A 19465-nucleotide genomic window follows, 5' to 3' on the forward strand; every position below is an offset into this window, starting at 1 on the left:
TCCCTGTTCTCGTTTCTCAGGACGCGCGCGCGGCGACGGGCGCGAGCATGGCTCGCACCGCCCCGGCGATCGCGTCGGGCGTCACCCGCGCCGCATTCTCGAGCGGCGGCGCGTAGGCGATGGGGATGCGCGGCGCGCCGAGGCGGCGCACCGGCGCGAGCAGGCGATGATGCAGATGCTCGGCGACGAAGGCTGCGATCTCCGCGCCGAAGCCGGCGACGGTGACCGCCTCGTGCACGACGAGGAGGCGCCCGGTGCGCTCCACGGAGGCGAGCACGGCGTCGCGGTCCCAGGGCCAGAGGGTGCGCAGGTCGATCACCTCGGCCTCGATCCCCTCCCCCGCGAGCGTCTGCGCGGCGGCGACGCAGGTGCGGCGCATGGCCGACCAGGTGACGACCGTCACGTCGCGCCCCGCCCGCGCCACGTCGGCGACGCCGAGCGGCACGAGGTGCTCCGCGTCGGGCACTTCGGCCTCCGCGGCCCACAGGTCCTTGTGCTCGAGGTAGACGACCGGATCGTCGGCGCGGATGGCGCTCTTGAGGAGGCCGAGATTGTCCGCGGGCGTGCCCGGCGCCACCACGACGAGCCCCGGCACGTGGGCGTACCAGGCCTCGAGCGATTGCGAATGCTGCGCGGCGGAGGAGCGCCACATGCCGATCGGCTGGCGCGCGACGAGCGGCACCTTGGCCTGCCCGCCGAACATGAAGCGCGCCTTGGCCGCCTGGTTGATCAGCTCGTCCGTGGCGCACAGCGCGAAATCCGAGAACCGCATCTCGACCACGGGCCGGGTGCCCGCCATCGCGGCCCCCACCGCGGCACCCATGATGCAGGCCTCGGAGATGGGCGTGTCCGCGATGCGCGCGGACCCGAAGCGCTCCTGCAGGCCCTTGTACTGGCCGAAGACGCCGCCGCGGCCGAGGTCCTCCCCGAGCGCCCAGACGGTGGGGTCGCGCGCCATCTCCTCGGCGAGCGCGCGGGTCGAGGCCGCGAGGTAGGTCGTGGTTCCCATCTCGGCCCGTCCTCCTCTCAATACGCCCGCTCGGCGGGGTCGCCGACATCCTGCACATCGGCGTAGGCGGCGGCGAGCTCGGGCCAGGGCGCCGCGCGCGCGTCGTCGAGCACGTCGGCCATCTCCGCCTCGGCCCGCCCGCGCGCTGCCTCGAGCCGCCCGCGATCGACGCCCGCCTCGGCGAGCGCGGCGGCGAGCCGCGCGATCGGGTCGCGGCCGCGCCAGGCCTCGACCTCGGCGGGATCGCGGTAGGCTGCGGCGTCGGCCGCGGTGTGGCCGGTCATGCGATAGGTGCGCACGTGCATCAGCCGGGGCCCCTCCCCCGCCCGCACTGCGGCGATGGCGTCGCGCGCGGCGGCGTCGAGCGCGATCGCGTCGTTGCCGTCGTGGATCTCCGCGGGGATGCCGAGGCTCAGCGCCCGGGCCGCGGCGCCCTCACCGGCCGTCAGGTCCGCGGTGCGGGTCGTCGCGGACCAGGCGTTGTCCTCGCAGACGAACAGGACCGGCAGGCGGAAGATCTTCGCCCAGTTCAGCCCCTCGAGGAACGGACCGCGGTTGATGGCGCCGTCCCCGAAGAAGCAGGCGACGATCTCGGAGCCGCCGCGCAAGGCGATCGCGTGGGCCGCACCGACGGCGATGGGGATGTTCGCGCCGACGACGCCGTTCGCGCCGAGCATGCCCACCGAGAAGTCGGCGATGTGCATAGAGCCGCCCTTGCCGCCGCAGGTGCCGCCGGCACGGCCGAGCAGCTCGCGCATCATCGCGCGCGCGTCCGCGCCCTTGGCCAGCGTGTGGCCGTGGCCGCGATGGGTGGAGAGGATGAGGTCGCTGCGCGCGAGGTTGAGGCACACGGCGGCGGCGACCGCCTCCTGGCCGATCGAAGGGTGGATCGCCCCACGCACAAGGCCCTCCGAGAGCCCGCGCAGGGCGGCCTCCTCGAAAGCGCGGATGCGCCACATCGTGTCGAGATGCGCGGTGAGCCGCTCGCTGTCCAGGTTGCTCGCGAGGTTGCGCGCAGGCCTGCGCGCCTCTTCCGATGCGGGGCTCACGCCCGCCCTCCCGCGGCCGTTCTCCCCATGCGGACCATACGGCGAGAGCCGCCCGGCCCGGCGACCCGCGTCGCCCCGCCCATGCCGTTCCTCCCTGTATCTCGTCGGGCGCACCGCGCGTGTCGGGGCGCTCCGCGATCGCCTCTTGCGGGCGACGTTTCGCGAGCGTAGCCCTGTTTGCGCGCGGCGGGCAAGGCCTTCCGGCGTCTGCGAGAATTTGCATCCCCGGCGCGCGCGCGATCCTGTAGTATAGCCTCCGCGCGTATCCCGACGACCGCCGTCCCGAACACCCGCATTCACAACGGACACCCGATGACGAAGCACTACTGGATCCGCCCGGAGGCCGGGGCCACCCCCGCGAGCGGCATCGTCGACACCGTCAACTACGGCCGCGGCCGTCCCGGGCTGATCCCCCTGTGGGTCGGCGAGGGCGACCTGCCGACGCCGCCCTTCATCGCGGAGGCGGCGACGCGCTCGCTCGCGGCGGGCGAGACCTTCTACACTCACCAGCGCGGCATCCCGGAGCTGCGCGAGGCCATCGCCCGGCGCCAGGGCGCGATCCTCGGCAAGGAGATCTCCTCGGAGCGCTTCTTCGTCACGGCCGGCGGCATGCACGCCGTCGAGATCGCCCTGCGGCTCGTCGCGGGCGCCGGCGACGAGGTGATCGTCCCCACCCCCGCCTGGCCGAACTTCCGCGGCGCGCTCACCGCCAACGGCGCGAGCGTGGTCGAGGTGGCGCTCGCACCGAGCGAGATCGGCTTCTCGCTCGACCTCGGCGCCCTCGAGGCGGCGATCGGCCCGCGCACGACGGCGCTCGTCGTCAACTCCCCGGCGAACCCCACCGGCTGGACCGCGACCCGCGCGGAGCTCGCCGCGATCCTCGAGATCGCGCGCGCCCGCGACCTGTGGATCGTCGCCGACGAGATCTACCAGCGCTTCGTCTGGGACGAGCGCGTGGCCGTCGGCACCCGCGCGGCCTCGTTCCACGACGTGATGCGCGCGGACGAGAAGATCCTGTTCGTGCAGACGCTGTCGAAGAACTACGCCATGACCGGCTGGCGAATCGGCTGGCTGGAGGCGCCCTCCGAGCTCGCCCGCACGATCGAGAACCTGATCCAGTTCTCGTCCTCCGGCTCGCCCGTCTTCATCCAGCGCGGGGCGATCGCCGCGCTGGACCACGGCGAGGGCTTCGTCGCCCACCAGATCGCGCGGGCGAAGCGCGGGCGCGAGATCGTGGCCGAGGCGCTCGCACCCCTCAACACGGTGCGCTTCGCGCCGCCGCCGGGCGCCTTCTACGCCTTCTTCGCCTCGCCCGGCAACGAATCCGCCGCGCTCGCACGGCGCGTGATCGACGAGGCGAACGTCGGCCTCGCTCCCGGCAGCGCCTTCGGCGAGGGCGGCGAGGGAGGGCTGCGGCTGTGCTTCGCGCGCAAGGAGTCGGACCTCGTGACGGCCATGGAGCGGCTCGTGCCGGTGCTGCGCGGATAGGCGAGAGGGGCAGACCACGGGACGGACCAGAAGCCACCGACCGGCTCTCCCCAGCCGGTACGCATTATTCCGGAGGATTGTCTTGCATCCGGGCCGGTCCAGCCGTTACCTTCACCCTATTGAATACACCGAGAGGCCCGGGGCAGGGGCCAACCGGGGGAGGCCATGCACCAGAACACGACCGGTGGCGGTGACGGCCATGCGGGGGACCAGCACGGTGACCAGAACGGCACACGCGCCGACGTGCATCCCGCCGGACACCATCCGGGCCTCGGCTCGGTCTCGGACGCCCGCTGGGCGAGCATCCTGAACACGGCGGTCGACGGCATCATCGTCATCGACGAGCAGGCCCGGATCATGATCTTCAACCGCGCCTGCGAGCGGATGTTCGGCTTCGCGGCGGAGGAGGTCGTGGGCCGCAACGTCTCCATGCTCATGCCGCCGGAGCACGCGTCGGACCACGATGCCTACGTCGAGGGCTACGTACGCACCGGCCATCGGCGGATCATCGGCATCGGGCGCGAGGTGCGCGCCCGGCATCGGGACGGCACGCTCTTCCCGATCGACCTCTCCGTGGGCGAGGCGCAGACGCCGGACGGGCGCCAGTTCGTCGGCATCCTGCGCGACCTGACCTCCCGCAAGGATGCGGAACGGCGGCTCAACGAGCTGCAGGCGGACCTCATCCGCCTCGCCCGCGTCTCCGCGCTCGACGAGATGGGCTCGGCCCTCGCCCACGAGCTCAACCAGCCGCTCACCGCGATCATGCTCTACCTCCAGGCGGTGGGCCGCGAGTTCGCCCGCGCCAAGGAGATGGGCCACACGGCGGAGGCCGACGCCCGCGCCGACGCGATCCTGGAGAAGGCGCGGCGCGAGGCGCATCGCGCGGGCTCGATCATCCAGCGCATCCGCTCGCTCGTCGAGAAGCGCGCGCCCGAGCGCAAGGAGGTCGAGCTCAACACGATCGTGGACGATGCCGTCGACCTGACGATCATCGGCCAGGACCGCAACGTCACGATGGTGCGGGACTACCAGGCCGGCCTGCCGACCCTGCGGATCGATCCCGTTCAGATCCAGCAGGTGGTGGTCAACCTCGTCCGCAACGCCTACGAGGCCGTGAAGGGCCGGCGCGGCGGCCGCATCGTGGTCTCGACCACCCAGGACGAGCGGCACGCGCTCGTCGCCATCGAGGACAGCGGGCCGGGCATCCCCCGGGAGGTCCTCACCGACCTGTTCCAGGCCTTCAAGACCGGAAAGCGCAGCGGCATGGGCCTGGGCCTCGCGATCTCCCGCACGATCGCGCAGAACCACGGGGGAGACCTGTCGGTCGACCCCGGCGGGGACGGACGCGGCGCCCGCTTCGTGGTGCGCCTCCCGCTCCGTCCGCAGGACGAGGAACGCACCGAGGAAGACGAGTCCGGCAAGACCCGGACCGACCAGGAGTGGGGCAGACGATGAGCGACGAGACACTCGAGATCGCCGTGGTGGACGACGACCCCGCGGTGCGTGATTCGCTGGTGACGATCTTCGATCTCGAGGGCTGGCGCGTGCGTGCCTATTCGGATGGGGACGCCTTCCTGGCCGACGCCAAGCGTGGCCGCCTCGACTGCCTGCTTCTCGACGTCCACATGCCCGGGCGTTCCGGCCTCGAGGTACTGGAGGCCCTGGGCGGCCACCACTACGCCGCGCCGATCTTCATCATCTCCGGCCAGGGCGACATCCCGATGGCGGTCACCGCCATCAAGGCGGGCGCGCACGACTTCCTGGAGAAGCCCTTCGACGCCGACGAGGTGATCTCGCGCGTGCGCGAGGCCGTCGCCAAGCGACGCAAGGCGGCGCAGGCGGGCTCGAAGCTCGGCATCCGCTTCAACGGCGCCGAGCTGCTCACCCCACGCGAGCGCGACGTGCTGGAGCAGATCGCCCACGGCGCCTCCAACAAGGAGGCCGGCCGCGAGCTCGGCATCAGCCCGCGCACGATCGAGGTGCACCGCGCCCGCATCATGGAGAAGCTGGGCGCCCGCAACACCGCCGACCTCGTGCGCATCGTGTTCACGGAGGGCGCGGGGGGCTGAGCGAGCACTGGGCGAGGGCGCACGCCTCCTCGCTGTCAGCCCGGAAGAACACCACCCTGGAATGCGGCACGCCGGCGACCGGCGCAGGCGTTCTCCTCGGCGTCGGGCAAACCGGCTGGCCGCGAAGCGGCGTGGCGGAACGCGTCGCTCTCCCGTCCGTCTCGGCCGGGCCGAACCCCCTCGCCTCACCGGGACGGGGAGCTGCTGCGGCACGCGTCGCATCGTCTGAGCCCATCCCGTCACAAGCCCCGCTCGGCTCCCGCGGTGCCTCCCGCGACCGCTTTCGTCGGGCATCCAGCTCCGGTCGCCGAGCAATCCGGACGCGTAGTAATCCAGCCCTTTCCTCTGGGGAACACGCTCGTGTACGTGCTTGTGCGCGGTTGAGACCGGGGCGGGCGAGTGCGCATACTCGCACCGTATCCCCCGCCTTCGCCCGCCGTTGCGGCGGGAAACTGCTTACTTGATACCGATCATGGCGATCTCGACATGAAGCGGGTACTTGAACCAGACCGTTGCGTAGAATGGCGCCCGAAGGCGAGAGGCCCCCTGTGAGGATCCACATCGTCGAAGACGACTTCGGCGTACGCGACGCGCTCATCGAGCTCGTGTCCGCCTTCGGCTTCGCCGCCCGCGCCTACGCGGACGGCGAGAGCTTCCTGCGCGCGGGTCCTCCGAGCCCCGGCGACGTCGTCTTCGTCGACCTCGGGCTCCCCGGCATCTCCGGCTCCGACGTGATCCGTTGGCTCTCGACCCAGGCACGCGGACCGCGCGTCGTCGCTATCTCCGGCAAGCCGCGGGCGGACATCGAGGCCATGCTGCGCGAGCTGCCGACGACGCCGCTCCTGCGCAAGCCCCTCGAGGCCGAGGCGATCGCCGCCTATCTCTGAGAATACGCGCCCGTTCGGGCACCTCGGCCGCGCCCGGCTCCGAACGAACGACGAACCACCGCTCCGCTGCGGCACGAATCCGCACGCGTGCTTTTCCCGACGGCATCGTGCTTAAGCACATGTCCCGATGCGCAGATAAGGCCTGCGCCGTAATCCTCTGCCCCACTACGACGCTCCGTTCCCCCGGGCACCCTTTCTCAGGATCTGTCACATGGATGCGCGCCACGACCGCTCCGATTTCTCCAACGCGAAGTTCGATTCCGGCTGGAGCTTGCGCTTCGTTGCCGACCGGGCGGCCGAGAAGCCGGAGAAGGGCAAGATCTACGCCCACCATCACCGCGCGCTCATCCTCGACGAGGGCGACGCCGCAACCTCCGTCTACGAGGTGCTCGAGGGCGGCGTGATCCTGTTCAAGCTCCTCCCGGACGGGCGGCGCCAGATCATCGAGGTGCTCGGCGTCGGCGACGTCTTCGGGCTCTCGGCGACGGACGTCTCCGACGTCGCGGCCGAGGCGCTGACCGACGTGCGCCTCGTGGCCTACGACAAGCGCTCCATCGATTCCGACGCAACGCTGCGAGACCGGCTCTTCGCCCGCCTGCGCCAGCAGATGTGCGCGCTGCACGATCACGCCCTGCTGCTCGGGCGCAAGTCCGCGCAGGAGCGCGTCGCGACCTTCATCATGCGCCTCGTGCCCAACCGCGGCGGCTTCGCCTGCGCCGGCCCGAAGCCCGGTGACGGCGATACCCGCGTCGATCTCGCGATGACGCGCCAGGAGATCGCGGATTACCTGGGCCTGACGATCGAGACCGTGAGCCGCGCCTTCTCGGCGCTGCGCCGCTCGGGCATCATCGCCTACGACCGGCAGGATCGCGTCGACATCGGCGACGTCTGCCGCCTGTGCCGGCTCACCGGCTCGCACTGAGCCCGGCCGGCCCCCCGTTCCTCCCAGGGAAGCGCCGACGCCCTTCCCCACCTTCGACGGCCGCCTCGCGAGAGGCGGCCTTTCTTCGTTCGGCAGGAGGCGTCAGAGCGCCGCGCGCACGGCGTCGACGATTCGATCCTGCGTCGGCTCGTCGAGATAGGCGTGCATCGGCAGGCTCACCACCTCGCGCGACAGCCGCTCGGAGACCGGCACGCCGTTGCCGGCGCTCGGGTAGCGGGCATAGGCCGGCTGCTGGTTCAAGGGCTTGGGATAATGCACGGCCGTGGGCACGCCGCGCTCCTGCAGCGCCGCGCGGAAGGCGTCACGGCGCTCGGGCGCGAGCCGCAGCGTATACTGCGCCCAGACCGAGGGCTCCGCCTCCGAGATCGCCGGCGTACGCGCGACGTCGCCGAGCGCCGCGTTGTAGCGCGCCGCGATGCGCCGGCGGGCCTCGACCTCGTCGGGGAAGATCTTGAGCTTCTCGACGAGGATCGCCGCCTGCATCGCGTCGATGCGCCCGTTCATGCCGATCTCGACATGGTCGTATGCGGCCGCACCCATGCCGTGCATGCGCATGGAGGAGATGGTGCGGGCGAGATCCGCATCCTCGGTGAAGACGGCACCGGCGTCGCCGTAGGCGCCGAAGGGCTTGGAGGGAAAGAAGCTCGTCGCCGTGGCCAGCCCGATCGTGCCGACCGTGCGGCCCTTGTAGGCGGTGCCGAAGCTCTGGGCGGCGTCCGACATCAGCCACAGCCCCTCGCGCGCGACGATCGGCTCGATCCGGTCGTAGTCCGCCGGCCGGCCGTAGAGGTCCACCGAGATCACGCCCACGGGCCGCAGCTTCAGCGCCCGCGCCGTCTCGATCCCGCGCTCGAGGCTGTCGGGGGAGAGGTTGAAGCTCTCCTCCTCCACGTCGCAGAAGATCGGGGTCGCCCCAAGCCAGACCACGACCTCCGCGGTCGCGGCGAAGGTGAAGGCGGGCACGAGGATCGCGTCGCCGGGGCGCACGCCCTTGGCCATCAGCACGAGGGCGAGCGCATCCGTGCCGCTGCCCACGCCGATGGCGAAGCGCGCGCCGGTGAAGGCGCGCAGCGCCTCCTCGAAGGCCTCGACCTCGCGCCCGAGGATGAAGCCGCAATGGTCCATGACGCGACGGACCGCCTCGTCGAGCGCGGGCCCGAGCCGCCGGCGCTGCGCCGGCAGGTCGATGAAGGGAATGGGTGTGGTCATCTCGGACGGGGCTTGCGAGGGGCGCTCAGGCGCTGGCGCGGGCGGGCGCGGCATGCGCCTGGTGATCGGTCATCGACAGGGCGGCGCGATGGAGCACGTCCATGACGGCGAGCGCCTCCGTCGCACCGGTGATCGGCTCGGAACCCGAGCCGCAGCACTCGAGGAAGTGGGCGCACTCCGCCATCAACGGCTCGGACTGCTCGATCGCCACCGGCACGGGGTCGGCCCGCACGACCGTCGGCGAGCCGTTGTCGAGGGAGATCTGGTGCGGGTAGATCTGCACCTTCTTGTCCCAGGGCAGGCAGTCGTCGAACACGGCCATGGCCTGCGAGCCGATGACGGAGAGGCGATGCTCCTTGAAGGGGTGGAGCCAGGAGACGTGGATCATCGCCTGCGCGCCGCCGGGGAAGCCGAGCCGCATCGTCACCGCATCGGCGGTGTCCTTGCGCAGGTGCCCCTCGCCGAAGGCCTCGACCGTCTCGGGGCGCCCGCCCATCAGCGCGAGCGTCATCGAGACGTCGTGCGGGGCGAGGCACCACAGCGCGTCCTCCTCCTTGCGCACCGCGCCGAGGTTCAGCCGGTTGGCGTGCACGCGCTTGACCTCGCCGAGCCGTCCCGACGCGACGAGGTGCTTGAGCGCGCGAAAGCCGTTGTGGAATTGCAGGATGTGGCCGGTCATCATGATCCGGTCCGACGCCCGCGCCGCCTCCACCACCGCCGTCGCGTCCGGGTAGTTCAGGGTCAGCGGCTTCTCGATGTAGACGTGCTTTCCAGCCGCGATCGCGGCGAGCGCCACCTCCCGGTGGAGCGAGGGCGGGGTCGCGATGGCGAGCGCGCCGATGCCGGGATCGGCGAGCACCTCGTCCAGCGTCGCGCCGCGGCAGCCGAACAGCGCCGTCAGCGACTCCACCGTCTGCGGGTTCGGATCGACGACCGCCTCCAGCACGCCGAGGCCGGCGAAGCATCGCGCGATGTTGCGTCCCCACGCACCGCAGCCGATGACGGCGATACGCGGCTTCTGGTTCTGCGCGTCCATGAAGTCCTTTCCAGCCGCGCGCCCCGCTCGGGTGGGCGGGGCCCGCACGTGATCGTCCCCGCGTGTAGCGCATCTTCGCCCGAGGTGCCATACGCTCGGCGTGCCGCTGTGGGCCGGGCCGCGCATGACACGGGCGACCCCTCGCCGCAGCACGGCGCGCGAATTGGCAATCTTCAGACGCAGGGGTGAGACCGATGAGGATCGAAGACCGTTATCGTGACATGGCGGCCTACAACGCGTGGGCGAACGTCCAGCTCTACGACGCCGCCGCGGCTCTCTCCGACGACGCCTATCGGTCCGATCAGGGCGCCTTCTTCGGCTCGCTGCATCGCACGATGAACCATGTGCTCGTGGGGGATACGATCTGGATGGCCCGCTTCACCGGCGACGAAAGCCCGCCGCCGGCGCTCGACGCCGTCCTGCACGACGACCTGCCGTCCCTGCGCGCGGCCCGCGAGGCGATGGACACGCGCATCGTCGCTTTCGTCGAGGAGCTCGACGCGGCGGCCCTCGCCCGCAAGTTCTCCTACCGTACGATGCTGAACCCGAGCCTCGTCACCCAGCCGCTCGCGCCCGCGCTCGATCACTTCTTCAACCATCAGACCCATCACAGGGGCCAGGCGCACGCGCTGCTGACGCGGCTCTCCGGGGGGGCGCCGTCGTTCGACCTGATCAACTTCCAGCGGGAGAGCGGGCGCGGGGGCGCCTCGGTCACGCGGCTCAGCCCCGCCTGAACACGATCTCCGTCGGCTGCGGCGAGAGCGCCGCGGCCGGCCAGCGGTCGGGACCCGCGAGCGGATCGGCCCCGCAGGTCCGGGCCATCTCGGCGAGCGGTGGGCAGCCCCGCGCCGAGCCGATCGCGTCGAGCGCGACGGCGATTCCCGCGATCAAGGTGATCACGGCGACGATCGTGGCATGCTTGCAGAAGCGGTGCGCTATCTCTGACATGTCGGGGGAACGCGAATCACCTGTTTCAGGTTCCATCTCGCCCCGCCATCGCGTCGCCACGAAGGCGCGAATGCGGCGAGTCCATGACGACGCCCCGACGCAGGCCCGCCCCTCCCCGCTTTCCACAGCGCTTGTCAACGGCGGGCGCGTGGGGGAGATAGGGCGCATGCTGCACGTCAACGACCTCACCTACCGCCTGGGCGAGCGCGTCCTTCTCGACGCGGCGTCCTTCGCCGTGCCCGACGGGGCCCGTGTCGGCATCGTCGGGCGCAACGGCGCGGGCAAGACGACGCTGTTCCGCATCCTGATGGGCGAGATCGCCCCCGAGAGCGGCACGATCGGCATGCCCAAGGGCGTGCGCATCGGCACCGTGGCGCAGGAGGCGCCCGGCGGCCCGGAGAGCCTGATCGAGGTCGTCCTGGCCGCCGACACGGAGCGCGCCCGCCTCCTCGCGGAGGCCGAGCACGCCGACGGCATGCGCCGGGCCGAGATCGAGACGCGGCTCGCCGACATCGGCGCGCACGCCGCGCCCGCGCGGGCGGCGACGATCCTGCACGGGCTCGGCTTCGACACCGCCGCGCAGGCGCGGCCCTGCTCGGACTTCTCCGGCGGCTGGCGCATGCGCGTCGCGCTCGCCGCCGTGCTCTTCACCGAACCCGACCTCCTGCTCCTCGACGAGCCGACGAACTACCTCGACCTCGAGGGCACGCTCTGGCTCTACGACTACCTCGCCCGCTATCCGCACACCGTGCTCGTCATCAGCCACGATCGCGAGCTGCTCGACGAGGCGGTGGACCACATCCTCCATCTCGACCGCGGCAAGCTGACGATCTACCGCGGCGGCTACACGAGCTTCGCCCGCCAGCGCGCCGAGAAGGCGATGCTGCAGATGAAGGCGAAGGCCAAGCAGGAGGAGGAGGCCAAGCACCTCCAGGCCTTCGTCGACCGCTTCCGCGCCAAGGCCTCGAAGGCCCGCCAGGCGCAGTCGCGCCTGAAGCGGCTCGAGAAGATGACGCCGATCGCCAACGTCGTCGAGGACGAGACGCTGCCCTTCGACCTGCCGAGCCCCGGCCGCCCGCTGTCGCCGCCGCTCGTGCGGGTCGACCGCGCCAGCGCCGGCTACGGCGAGCGCACCGTGCTCAAGCGCCTCGACCTGACGCTCCTGCCCGACGACCGCATCGCGCTGCTCGGCGCCAACGGGAACGGCAAGTCCACGTTCTGCAAGCTGATCGGCCGGAGGCTCGACCCGCTCTCCGGCGAGGTCGTCGCCTCGCCCAAGCTCGACGTCGCCTATTTCGCCCAGCACCAGCTCGACGAGCTGCGCCTCGCCGATACGCCCTACGGCCATGTCGCGCAGCGCATGAAGGATGCGCCGGAGGCGAGGATCCGCGCCCGCTGCGCCCGCTTCGGCTTCTCGGGGCCGAAGGCCGACACGCCGATCTCGAAGCTCTCGGGCGGCGAGAAGGCGCGCCTCCTGATGGGGCTCGCGGCCTTCGACGGGCCGCACCTGCTCATCCTCGACGAGCCGACGAACCACCTCGACATCGAATCGCGCCAGGCGCTGGTGGAAGCGATCAACGACTACGAGGGCGCCGTCGTCATCGTCAGCCACGACCGCTTCCTGATCGAGGCCTGCGCCGATCGGCTCTGGCTCGTCTCCGACGGCACGGTGAAGCCCTTCGACGGGGACATGGACGACTACCGCCGGCTCGTGCTGTCGGGCGGGCTCGATCCCGCCAGGGATCCGAAGGCCGCGGGCAAGGGGTCGGAGGCGGGCGGCGAGAAGGTGGGCGCCCGGCGTGCCGCCGCGGAGAAGCGCGTCGCCCTCGGCCCGCTGCGCAAGCAGCGCGACGCGCTGGAGGGCAAGATCGACACGCTCGGCGCGCTCATCGCCAAGATCGACGCGGCGCTGGCCGACGGCACCGCCTTCCAGAAGGACCCCACCAAGGCGAGCGACCTCGCGAGGAAGCGGGCCGAGGCCGCCGGCGCGCTGGCGCGGGTGGAGGAGGAGTGGCTCGCGGTGTCGGGGGAGCTGGAGGCGGCGGGGGGATAGAGGGGCGGAAGTCTCACCCCTTCGGCAGCATCTCCTTCACGAGCGCGCTCGCCCGGGCGAAGTCCATGCGCCCGGCGTAATCGCCGCGAAGCTTGCCGATCACCTTGCCCATGTCCTTCATCGAGGTCGCGCCCGTCTCGGAGATGGCGGCCTCGATCGCGGCGCGGGTCTCCGCCTCGTCGAGCTGGCGGGGGAGGAAGCCCTGGATGATCTCGGCCTCCTCGCGCTCCTGGACGGCGAGTTCCTCGCGGCCGTTCTCGGCGTAGACCTGCGCGCTCTCCTGGCGTTGCTTGATCATCTTCTGGAGGAGCGCGAGGATCTCCTCGTCGCTCGCCTCGCCCTTGCCGGCGCCGCGGGCCTCGATGTCCTTGTCCTTCACCGCCGCCTGGATCATGCGCACGGTGCCGAGCTTGCGCTTCTCGCCCGCCTTCATGGCATCCTTGAGTTCCTGGGTGAAGCGCGCGCGCAGGCTCATCGTCTCTCTCCTGGAATGCGGGCGGGTCGCCGCCGATTGACGGCTCCGCGCACCATGCTTACGTCACGGGGACGTTGCCACGGCGGCGCAAAAGTGCGATCTGCCGCGGGGCCGCCGGACCGGCCTCGATCTCCGCTCCATCTACGAGAGAACCCGTCGATGCCGCAAGACACGTCTGCCCCCCAAGGCTCCTCCGCCCACCAGGGCTGGGAAGAGCCGAAGGCCACCGCCGTGCTCGTGCTCGAGGACGGGACCGTGCTCGAGGGCCACGGCATCGGCGCCGTCGGCGAGGCCGCCGGCGAGGTCTGCTTCAACACGGCGATGACCGGCTACCAGGAGATCCTGACGGACCCCTCCTACGCCGGGCAGATCATCACCTTCACCTTCCCCCACATCGGCAATGTCGGCGTCAACGACGAGGACACCGAGACGGTCAACGCCGCCGCCTCCTCGGGCGTGCGCGGCGTCGTCATGGCCGCGCCGATCACCGACCCCTCGAGCTGGCGCGCGAGCCGCGACCTCGACGCCTGGCTGAAGGCACGCGGCATCGCCGGCATCACCGGCATCGACACCCGCGCGCTCACCGCGCTCATCCGCGATCGCGGCATGCCCAACGCCATCATCGCGCACGACCCGGCGGGCGCCTTCGACCTCGACGCGCTCAAGGCGCGCGCAGGCGCCCTACCCTCCATGGCGGGGCTCGACCTCGTGCCGCTGGTCGCCGCCACCCAGCGCTACGAATGGGACGAGACGACCTGGGAGCTCGGCCGCGGCTACGGCCGGCGCACCGAGGCGCAGCACCACGTCGTCGCCATCGACTACGGCGTGAAGCGCAACATCCTGCGCCTCCTCGCCGACGCCGGCTGCCGCGTCACCGTCGTGCCCTCGACGGCGAGCGCCGAGGACATCCTCGCCCTCGAGCCCGACGGCGTCTTCCTCTCGAACGGCCCCGGCGACCCGGCGGCGACGGGGGAATACGCCGTGCCGACGATCCGCGCGATTCTCGAGAAGAAGATCCCCACCTTCGGGATCTGCCTCGGGCACCAGATGCTCGGGCTGGCCATCGGCGCCAAGACCCGGAAGATGATGCAGGGCCATCACGGGGCGAACCACCCGGTGAAGGACAAGACCACCGGCAAGGTCGAGATCGTGTCGATGAACCACGGTTTCGCGGTGGACACCGACACGCTGCCGTCGGGCGTCGAGGAGACGCACGTCTCGCTCTTCGACGGCTCGAACTGCGGCATCGCGCTCACCGACGCGCCGGCCTTCTCCGTGCAGTACCACCCGGAGGCCTCGCCCGGCCCGCACGACAGCCACTACCTCTTCGACCGCTTCGTGTCGCTGATGCGCGCGAAGGCGGCCACCGCCTGAATTCCGCCGCCTTAAGCATCCGTTAACCATGTCGGACCACCGTTGCGCCGCAGCCCCGATCCGGGGCACGGCCTGGAGGAGATTCGACATGCGCGCCGGCCCCCTGATCAGAGCGATGCTCGTCGTCCTCGTGGGCGGGACGATGGTGGTCGGCTTCGCGCGGGCGCAGGGAGATGCGCGCGACGTCACGCGCGGCGAGCGCATCCTCGCGCAGAACTGCGCCACCTGCCACGCCATCGGCGAGACCGGCGACAGCCCGCACCCGTCGGCCCCGCCCTTCCGCACGCTGTCGGAGAACTATCCCGTCGAGGCGCTGGAGGAGGCGCTCGGCGAGGGCATCCTCGTCGTGCACGACGGCGTCCAGCAGATGCCGCAGTTCGTGTTCTCGCCGGAGGACGTCGGCGACATCATCGCCTACCTGCGCTCGGTTCAGCCCGACGGCTGAGGGGCGCCCGTCGGCGGGGGGCCGAGCGTCGCGGGGTCGCTCTCGCTGCGCCCGACGAGGGCGAGCTGGCGCTCGATCTCGCGCTTGAGCGCGTCCTTGATCGGGTCGACCGCGTCGAACAGCGCCTGCGCCTCGAAGAACTCCAGCACCCGGAAGGCCTGCACCGGCGGGCGCAGCATGATCTGCGGGCAGGCGAGCTTGAGCTTCGCCTGGACGATCGCCTCCTGCATGATCTCGACGGCGCCGAAGGAGACGTCGATCCCGCTCACCAGCCGCGAGGCGTCGAGCGCCGGGCCGGCGGCGACGTCGACGGCGACGATCACGTCGGCCTTGCCGATGAGGTTGTCGAAGGGCAGCGGGTTCACCGCCCCGCCGTCGATCAGGGTGCGACCCTCGAACGCCACCGGCTTGAAGAGGCCGGGGATCGCCATCGACCCCGCCACGGCCGGCACCAGCCGCCCGCGGGCGTAGGTCACCTCCGATCGGGCGAAGAAGTCGCAGGCCACCGCCTGGAAGGGGATGTCGAGCTCCTCGATGCGCGCGGGGACGCCGCCCGGCCAGAAGGCGTCGAGGATCTTCTCGCCATCGAGCAGCAGCGGGTTGCCGAGCCCGTTGAACACGTCGACGAGCCGCCCCACCCGCGCCTCGGCGAGCCGCCCCATCACCCGCGCGCGGTCCGCCATCGCGTCGAGCACATGCTGGCGCAGCGCCCGTGCCGGGATGCCGGCGCAATAGGCGGCGCCGACGACCGCGCCCATCGAGCAGCCGACGATCGCCGCGGGGCGGATGCCCATCTCGTCGAGCGCCTCGAGCACGACGACGTGCGCGAGCCCGCGCGCGCCGCCGGAGCCCAGCGCGAGCCCCACCGTCGGCCCGCCGTCGCGCGGCACGAGACGTCCCACGCGCTCGCGCGGCGTGAAGGCGGCGCGGCGGCGGGCGGCCTGGGCCCGCGTCGGTCGCAGGTCGTCGTGACGGCTCACGCGGGCGTCTCCAGGAGGCCGCGGATCACCGCGAGCGTGCCGGCGGGGTCCTCCTCGGCGACGAAGTGCCCGGCCTCGACCTGCCGGCCCGTCGCGCCGGGCGCGAAGCTCGCACGCCAGACCTCGAGCGGCGTCGGCCCACCCTCGTCTCGGCCGGTGAGGAAGAACGTGCCCCAGGCGAGCGCCACCGGGCAGGCGATGGTGCGCCCCGCCGCGAGGTCCGCCTCGTCCGCCGTGCGGTCGAGGCTCGCGCCGGCGCGGTAGTCCTCGCACATGGCGTGGATGCGGGAGGGCTCGTTCGTGCCCTTGCGATAGGCGTCCAGCGCGCGGGCGTCGAAGGGAGCGAGCGATCCCTCGCGGGTCCAGCCGGCCATCAGCTTGTCGAAGAAGGCCGCGGGGTTCTTCCCGATCGCCTCCTCGGGCTCGGGCGCGGGTCGGGCGAGGAACTCCCAATGCGCGGCGGGGAAGCGCCCCGCGTCGATCTCGCGCCAGACGTGGAAGGTCGGCAGGATGTCGAGCAGGACGAGATGCGACAGCCGCCCGGGATGATCGAGCGCGAGCCGGTAGCCGACGCGCGCGCCGCGGTCGTGGCCGACGAGCGCGAAGCGGGCGAAGCCGAAGTCGGACATGACCCGCACGGCATCGCGGCCCATCGCGGCCTTGGAATAGGTCTCGTGGCGCGCGTCGCCTGCCGGAGCGCTCGACCAGCCGTAGCCGCGCAGGTCCATCAGGACGACCGTGTGCGTGCGCGCCAGCTCCGGCGCCACGCGGTGCCACATCACGTGCGTCTGCGGGAAGCCGTGCAGGAGGAGCACCGGCGGCCCCTCCCCACCCTTGCGCACGAAGGCGCGGCCGACTTCCGTGTCGAGCCAGTGCGAGGTGAAGCCTGGGAACAGGTCCGACATGCGCGCGCCTCCGGGCTGGCGTCCTTGGTGTCGTACCCTAACGCGCGAGCGCCCGCCAACCGATATCCCGCCGGCAGAATCCCTGCGGCCAGTCGATGGCGTCGACGCCCGCATAGGCCCGCGCGCGCGCGTGCGCCACGTCGGCGCCGAGGCCGACGACGGAGAGCACACGCCCACCGCTCGCCAGCACGCGATCCCCGTCCCGCTTCGTACCGGCATGGAAGACCCGCACGCCGGGCAGCGCCGCGGCGGCGTCGAGCCCGCGGATCTCGCTGCCGCTCTCGACCGCGCCGGGATAGCCGCGCGCGGCGAGCGTGACCACGAGCGCCGCCTCGTCGCGCCAGCCGAGCGAGACCTCCGCGAGGCGCCCCGCGCAGGCGGCCAGCATGGCGGCGAGGAGATCGCCCTCCAGGCGCGGCATCAGCGCCTGCGCCTCCGGGTCACCGAAGCGCACGTTGTACTCGACGAGCTTCGGGCCGTCCGCGCCGATCATCAGGCCGGCGTAGAGCACGCCGACGAAGGGCGTGCCGCGGGCACGCAGGGCGGCGAGGGTCGGCTCGACGATCTCGGCCATGGCGCGGGCCTGGAGCTCGGGCGTGAGGACCGGGGCCGGCGAATAGGCGCCCATGCCGCCGGTGTTGGGGCCGACGTCCCCGTCGAAGGCGCGCTTGTGGTCCTGCGCCGAGGCGAGCGGGAGCGCCGTGGTGCCGTCGCACAGGGCGAACAGGCTCACCTCCTCGCCCTCGAGGAAGTCCTCGATGACGAGCGCGTCGCCCGGCCCCGCGAGCATGGCGCGCACCGCCTCCTCGGCCTGGGCGACGGTCTCGGCGACGACGACGCCCTTGCCGGCGGCGAGGCCGTCATACTTCACGACGATCGGCGCGCCGCGATCGCGCACCCAGGCGAGCGCCGGCTCGGCGGCGTCGAAGCGGGCATAGGCCGCCGTCGGCGCGCCGGTCTCGTCGCAGATCGCCTTGGTGAAGGCCTTCGAGCCCTCGAGCCGCGCGGCCTCGCGCGTCGGCCCGAAGGCCGCGATCCCGGCGGCCGCGAGGTCGTCCACCAGCCCCGCGACGAGCGGCGCCTCGTTGCCGACGACGACGAGGCCGACCGCACGGGCGCGGCAGAAGGCGATCACGGCGGCGTGGTCGGCGACGTCGAGGGCGACGTTCGTCGCCACCTCCGCCGTCCCCGCGTTGCCGGGCGCGCAGAAGAGCGCATCGCAGAGCGGGCTCTGCACGAGCTTCCAGGCGAGCGCGTGCTCGCGCCCGCCCGATCCGATGAGGAGGACGTTCATGGCGCTCCGTCTAGCGCAGGGGACGGCGCGCGTCCATGCTCCTCCCCCATCGGGTCCCGGCCCCGAGTGCCGCGACGTGCTTGCCCTCGGGGGCGGGCTCGTCCAGAATCCCGCGCATGGCCGCCCCTGCACAAGTCTCCAACGCCCCCGAATGGTCCGTCTCCGAGCTGTCGGGGGCGCTCAAGCGCACGATCGAGGACGCCTACGGCCACGTCCGCCTGCGCGGCGAGATCTCGGGCTTCCGCGGCCCGCATTCCTCGGGCCATTGCTACTTCTCCCTCAAGGACGAGGGCGCGAAGATCGACGCGGTGGTCTGGAAGGGCACCTACGCGCGGCTGAAGACCAAGCCGCAGGAGGGGCTCGAGGTGATCGCCACGGGCAAGATCACCACCTTCCCCGGCAAGTCGAGCTACCAGATCGTCATCGACCAGATCGCGCCCGCCGGCGTCGGCGCGCTGATGGCGCTGCTCGAGGAGCGCAAGCGTACGCTCGCCGCGCAGGGCCTGTTCGCCGCCGAGCGCAAGCGCCCCCTGCCCTACCTGCCGCGCGTGATCGGCGTCGTCACCTCCCCGACCGGCGCCGTGATTCGCGACATCCTCCACCGCGTGCAGGACCGCTTCCCCCGGCATGTCCTCGTCTGGCCGGCGCGCGTGCAGGGCGAGACGTGCGCCGAGGAGGTGGCGGCGGGCGTGCGCGGCTTCAACGCGCTCGATCCCGCGGGACCGATCCCGCGGCCGGACGTGATCATCGTCGCCCGCGGCGGCGGCTCGATCGAGGACCTGTGGGGCTTCAACGACGAGGACCTGGTGCGCGCGGTGGCCGAGAGCGCGATCCCGGTCGTCTCGGCGGTGGGCCACGAGACCGACTGGACGCTCATCGATCTCGCCGCCGACGTGCGTGCGCCGACGCCCACCGGCGCCGCCGAGATGGTGGTGCCGGTGCGCTCCGAGCTCCTCGCCCTGGTCCGCGACCGCGCGCGCCGCCACGAGGACGCGATGCTCCGCCGTCTCGAGCGCCTGCGCGCCGACCTGCGCTCCGCCGGCCGCGCCCTGCCGCGGCCCGAGGACCTGACGGCCACGCAGCGCCAGCGGCTCGACCTCGCCGCGGCGCGGCTCGCGCCGGCTCTGCGAACGAATGCTCGCGCCTACGAGCAGCGCCTCGCCGAGGTCGCCCGCCGGCTGGAGCGCAGCTCGCCGCGGGTGCGGTTGTCGCGTGCGCGCGGCGGGCTGGAGGCCATCGCCGGACGGCCGGAGCGGGCGCTCGCGGGGGCGATCGCCCGGCGGCGCGACCGGCTGGAGAGC

19 protein-coding genes are annotated in these 19465 nt (G+C 72.2%); 10 read left to right on the forward strand and 9 right to left on the reverse strand.

From position 1 onward, the window contains the following. Positions 1-16 precede the first annotated feature (16 nt). Both ACTZWW_RS13660 and ACTZWW_RS13665 read right to left on the reverse strand, forming a co-directional pair. The gene (locus ACTZWW_RS13660; RefSeq protein WP_444781511.1) at positions 17-1009 is read right to left on the reverse strand and encodes an alpha-ketoacid dehydrogenase subunit beta; all 993 of its coding nucleotides are present in this window, start codon (positions 1007-1009) and stop codon (positions 17-19) included. A gap of 17 nt (positions 1010-1026) precedes the next feature. Then, positions 1027-2058, reverse strand: a complete 1032-nt coding sequence (locus ACTZWW_RS13665) for a thiamine pyrophosphate-dependent dehydrogenase E1 component subunit alpha (RefSeq protein WP_444781512.1) — start codon at positions 2056-2058, stop codon at positions 1027-1029. A 312-nt stretch (positions 2059-2370) separates the two neighbouring features. Between ACTZWW_RS13665 and ACTZWW_RS13670 the strand changes: the two genes are divergently transcribed. The 5 genes from ACTZWW_RS13670 (at position 2371) to ACTZWW_RS13690 (ending at position 7424) form a co-directional block, all read left to right on the forward strand. Then, entirely contained in the window at positions 2371-3546 is a 1176-nt protein-coding gene (locus ACTZWW_RS13670; RefSeq protein WP_444781513.1) for a pyridoxal phosphate-dependent aminotransferase, read from the forward strand. A 165-nt stretch (positions 3547-3711) separates the two neighbouring features. Next, positions 3712-5001 carry a two-component system sensor histidine kinase NtrB gene (locus ACTZWW_RS13675; RefSeq protein ID WP_444781514.1) on the forward strand — a complete coding sequence of 430 codons (1290 nt, stop codon included), beginning with the start codon at positions 3712-3714 and terminating at the stop codon, positions 4999-5001. After that, positions 4998-5615 carry a response regulator transcription factor gene (locus tag ACTZWW_RS13680; RefSeq protein ID WP_444781515.1) on the forward strand — a complete coding sequence of 206 codons (618 nt, stop codon included), beginning with the start codon at positions 4998-5000 and terminating at the stop codon, positions 5613-5615. Before ACTZWW_RS13675 ends, ACTZWW_RS13680 begins: the two co-directional genes overlap by 4 nt. 548 nt (positions 5616-6163) lie before the next feature. Further along, positions 6164-6502 (forward strand): response regulator, encoded by a 339-nt coding sequence (locus tag ACTZWW_RS13685; protein WP_444781516.1) that lies wholly within the window; start codon positions 6164-6166, stop codon positions 6500-6502. A 211-nt stretch (positions 6503-6713) separates the two neighbouring features. Next, complete coding sequence (locus ACTZWW_RS13690; protein WP_444781517.1) at positions 6714-7424, forward strand: helix-turn-helix domain-containing protein; 711 nt, start codon at positions 6714-6716, stop codon at positions 7422-7424. Between the two features lie 102 nt (positions 7425-7526). Here ACTZWW_RS13690 and ACTZWW_RS13695 read toward each other — a convergent pair whose 3' ends face one another. Both ACTZWW_RS13695 and ACTZWW_RS13700 read right to left on the reverse strand, forming a co-directional pair. Beyond that, positions 7527-8654 (reverse strand): DegT/DnrJ/EryC1/StrS family aminotransferase, encoded by a 1128-nt coding sequence (locus ACTZWW_RS13695; protein ID WP_444781518.1) that lies wholly within the window; start codon positions 8652-8654, stop codon positions 7527-7529. A 25-nt stretch (positions 8655-8679) separates the two neighbouring features. After that, positions 8680-9690: a Gfo/Idh/MocA family protein gene (locus ACTZWW_RS13700; RefSeq protein ID WP_444781519.1), complete on the reverse strand. Its 1011-nt coding sequence runs from the start codon at positions 9688-9690 to the stop codon at positions 8680-8682. A gap of 194 nt (positions 9691-9884) precedes the next feature. On the opposite strand from ACTZWW_RS13700, the gene ACTZWW_RS13705 reads away from it, so the two are divergent. Beyond that, entirely contained in the window at positions 9885-10424 is a 540-nt protein-coding gene (locus ACTZWW_RS13705; protein WP_444781520.1) for a DinB family protein, read from the forward strand. Here the strand turns inward: ACTZWW_RS13705 and ACTZWW_RS13710 are convergent. After that, the gene (locus ACTZWW_RS13710; protein WP_444781521.1) at positions 10411-10638 is read right to left on the reverse strand and encodes a hypothetical protein; all 228 of its coding nucleotides are present in this window, start codon (positions 10636-10638) and stop codon (positions 10411-10413) included. The genes ACTZWW_RS13705 and ACTZWW_RS13710 overlap by 14 nt on opposite strands. 166 nt (positions 10639-10804) lie before the next feature. On the opposite strand from ACTZWW_RS13710, the gene ACTZWW_RS13715 reads away from it, so the two are divergent. Continuing rightward, entirely contained in the window at positions 10805-12691 is a 1887-nt protein-coding gene (locus tag ACTZWW_RS13715; RefSeq protein ID WP_444781522.1) for an ABC-F family ATP-binding cassette domain-containing protein, read from the forward strand. A 13-nt stretch (positions 12692-12704) separates the two neighbouring features. Here ACTZWW_RS13715 and ACTZWW_RS13720 read toward each other — a convergent pair whose 3' ends face one another. Then, positions 12705-13166, reverse strand: coding sequence for a GatB/YqeY domain-containing protein (locus ACTZWW_RS13720; RefSeq protein ID WP_444781523.1), 462 nt, complete (start codon positions 13164-13166; stop codon positions 12705-12707). A gap of 159 nt (positions 13167-13325) precedes the next feature. Between ACTZWW_RS13720 and carA the strand changes: the two genes are divergently transcribed. Beyond that, positions 13326-14540 carry a glutamine-hydrolyzing carbamoyl-phosphate synthase small subunit gene (gene carA, locus ACTZWW_RS13725; protein WP_444781524.1) on the forward strand — a complete coding sequence of 405 codons (1215 nt, stop codon included), beginning with the start codon at positions 13326-13328 and terminating at the stop codon, positions 14538-14540. Positions 14541-14628: 88 nt separating this feature from the next. Next, positions 14629-14985 carry a c-type cytochrome gene (locus ACTZWW_RS13730; RefSeq protein WP_444781525.1) on the forward strand — a complete coding sequence of 119 codons (357 nt, stop codon included), beginning with the start codon at positions 14629-14631 and terminating at the stop codon, positions 14983-14985. Here the strand turns inward: ACTZWW_RS13730 and ACTZWW_RS13735 are convergent. The 3 genes from ACTZWW_RS13735 to purD are packed head-to-tail and all read right to left on the reverse strand — an operon-like array spanning position 14970 to position 18164. Further along, complete coding sequence (locus ACTZWW_RS13735) at positions 14970-15965, reverse strand: patatin-like phospholipase family protein (protein WP_444781526.1); 996 nt, start codon at positions 15963-15965, stop codon at positions 14970-14972. The two genes, ACTZWW_RS13730 and ACTZWW_RS13735, sit on opposite strands and share 16 nt — an antisense overlap. Next, a complete protein-coding gene (locus tag ACTZWW_RS13740) occupies positions 15962-16870 on the reverse strand; it encodes an alpha/beta fold hydrolase (RefSeq protein ID WP_444781527.1) in 909 nt (302 codons plus the stop codon). The genes ACTZWW_RS13735 and ACTZWW_RS13740 overlap by 4 nt, the downstream gene beginning before the upstream one ends. A gap of 37 nt (positions 16871-16907) precedes the next feature. Further along, positions 16908-18164, reverse strand: a complete 1257-nt coding sequence (purD, locus tag ACTZWW_RS13745) for a phosphoribosylamine--glycine ligase (protein WP_444781528.1) — start codon at positions 18162-18164, stop codon at positions 16908-16910. Positions 18165-18280: 116 nt separating this feature from the next. Between purD and xseA the strand changes: the two genes are divergently transcribed. After that, positions 18281-19465, forward strand: a 1185-nt coding sequence (xseA, locus tag ACTZWW_RS13750; RefSeq protein ID WP_444781529.1) for an exodeoxyribonuclease VII large subunit, incomplete at its 3' end; no start/stop codon positions are given.

It is taken from the genome of Salinarimonas sp. NSM (assembly GCF_052380005.1).
In the GTDB taxonomy this organism is placed as follows: Bacteria; Pseudomonadota; Alphaproteobacteria; order Rhizobiales; family Beijerinckiaceae; genus Salinarimonas.

Excerpts from the sequence above, each read along its gene's own strand:
- ACTZWW_RS13730 (WP_444781525.1), top strand. The coding sequence starts at position 14,629 with ATGCGCGCCGGCCCCCTGATCAGAGCGATGCTCGTCGTCCTCGTGGGC.
- ACTZWW_RS13740 (WP_444781527.1), bottom strand. The coding sequence starts at position 16,870 with ATGTCGGACCTGTTCCCAGGCTTCACCTCGCACTGGCTCGACACGGAA.
- purD (WP_444781528.1), bottom strand. The coding sequence starts at position 18,164 with ATGAACGTCCTCCTCATCGGATCGGGCGGGCGCGAGCACGCGCTCGCC.
- ACTZWW_RS13695 (WP_444781518.1), bottom strand. The coding sequence starts at position 8,654 with ATGACCACACCCATTCCCTTCATCGACCTGCCGGCGCAGCGCCGGCGG.
- ACTZWW_RS13680 (WP_444781515.1), top strand. The coding sequence starts at position 4,998 with ATGAGCGACGAGACACTCGAGATCGCCGTGGTGGACGACGACCCCGCG.
- ACTZWW_RS13710 (WP_444781521.1), bottom strand. The coding sequence starts at position 10,638 with ATGTCAGAGATAGCGCACCGCTTCTGCAAGCATGCCACGATCGTCGCC.
- carA (WP_444781524.1), top strand. The coding sequence starts at position 13,326 with ATGCCGCAAGACACGTCTGCCCCCCAAGGCTCCTCCGCCCACCAGGGC.
- ACTZWW_RS13660 (WP_444781511.1), bottom strand. The coding sequence starts at position 1,009 with ATGGGAACCACGACCTACCTCGCGGCCTCGACCCGCGCGCTCGCCGAG.
- ACTZWW_RS13705 (WP_444781520.1), top strand. The coding sequence starts at position 9,885 with ATGAGGATCGAAGACCGTTATCGTGACATGGCGGCCTACAACGCGTGG.
- ACTZWW_RS13720 (WP_444781523.1), bottom strand. The coding sequence starts at position 13,166 with ATGAGCCTGCGCGCGCGCTTCACCCAGGAACTCAAGGATGCCATGAAG.
- ACTZWW_RS13670 (WP_444781513.1), top strand. The coding sequence starts at position 2,371 with ATGACGAAGCACTACTGGATCCGCCCGGAGGCCGGGGCCACCCCCGCG.
- ACTZWW_RS13690 (WP_444781517.1), top strand. The coding sequence starts at position 6,714 with ATGGATGCGCGCCACGACCGCTCCGATTTCTCCAACGCGAAGTTCGAT.
- ACTZWW_RS13675 (WP_444781514.1), top strand. The coding sequence starts at position 3,712 with ATGCACCAGAACACGACCGGTGGCGGTGACGGCCATGCGGGGGACCAG.
- ACTZWW_RS13700 (WP_444781519.1), bottom strand. The coding sequence starts at position 9,690 with ATGGACGCGCAGAACCAGAAGCCGCGTATCGCCGTCATCGGCTGCGGT.
- ACTZWW_RS13715 (WP_444781522.1), top strand. The coding sequence starts at position 10,805 with ATGCTGCACGTCAACGACCTCACCTACCGCCTGGGCGAGCGCGTCCTT.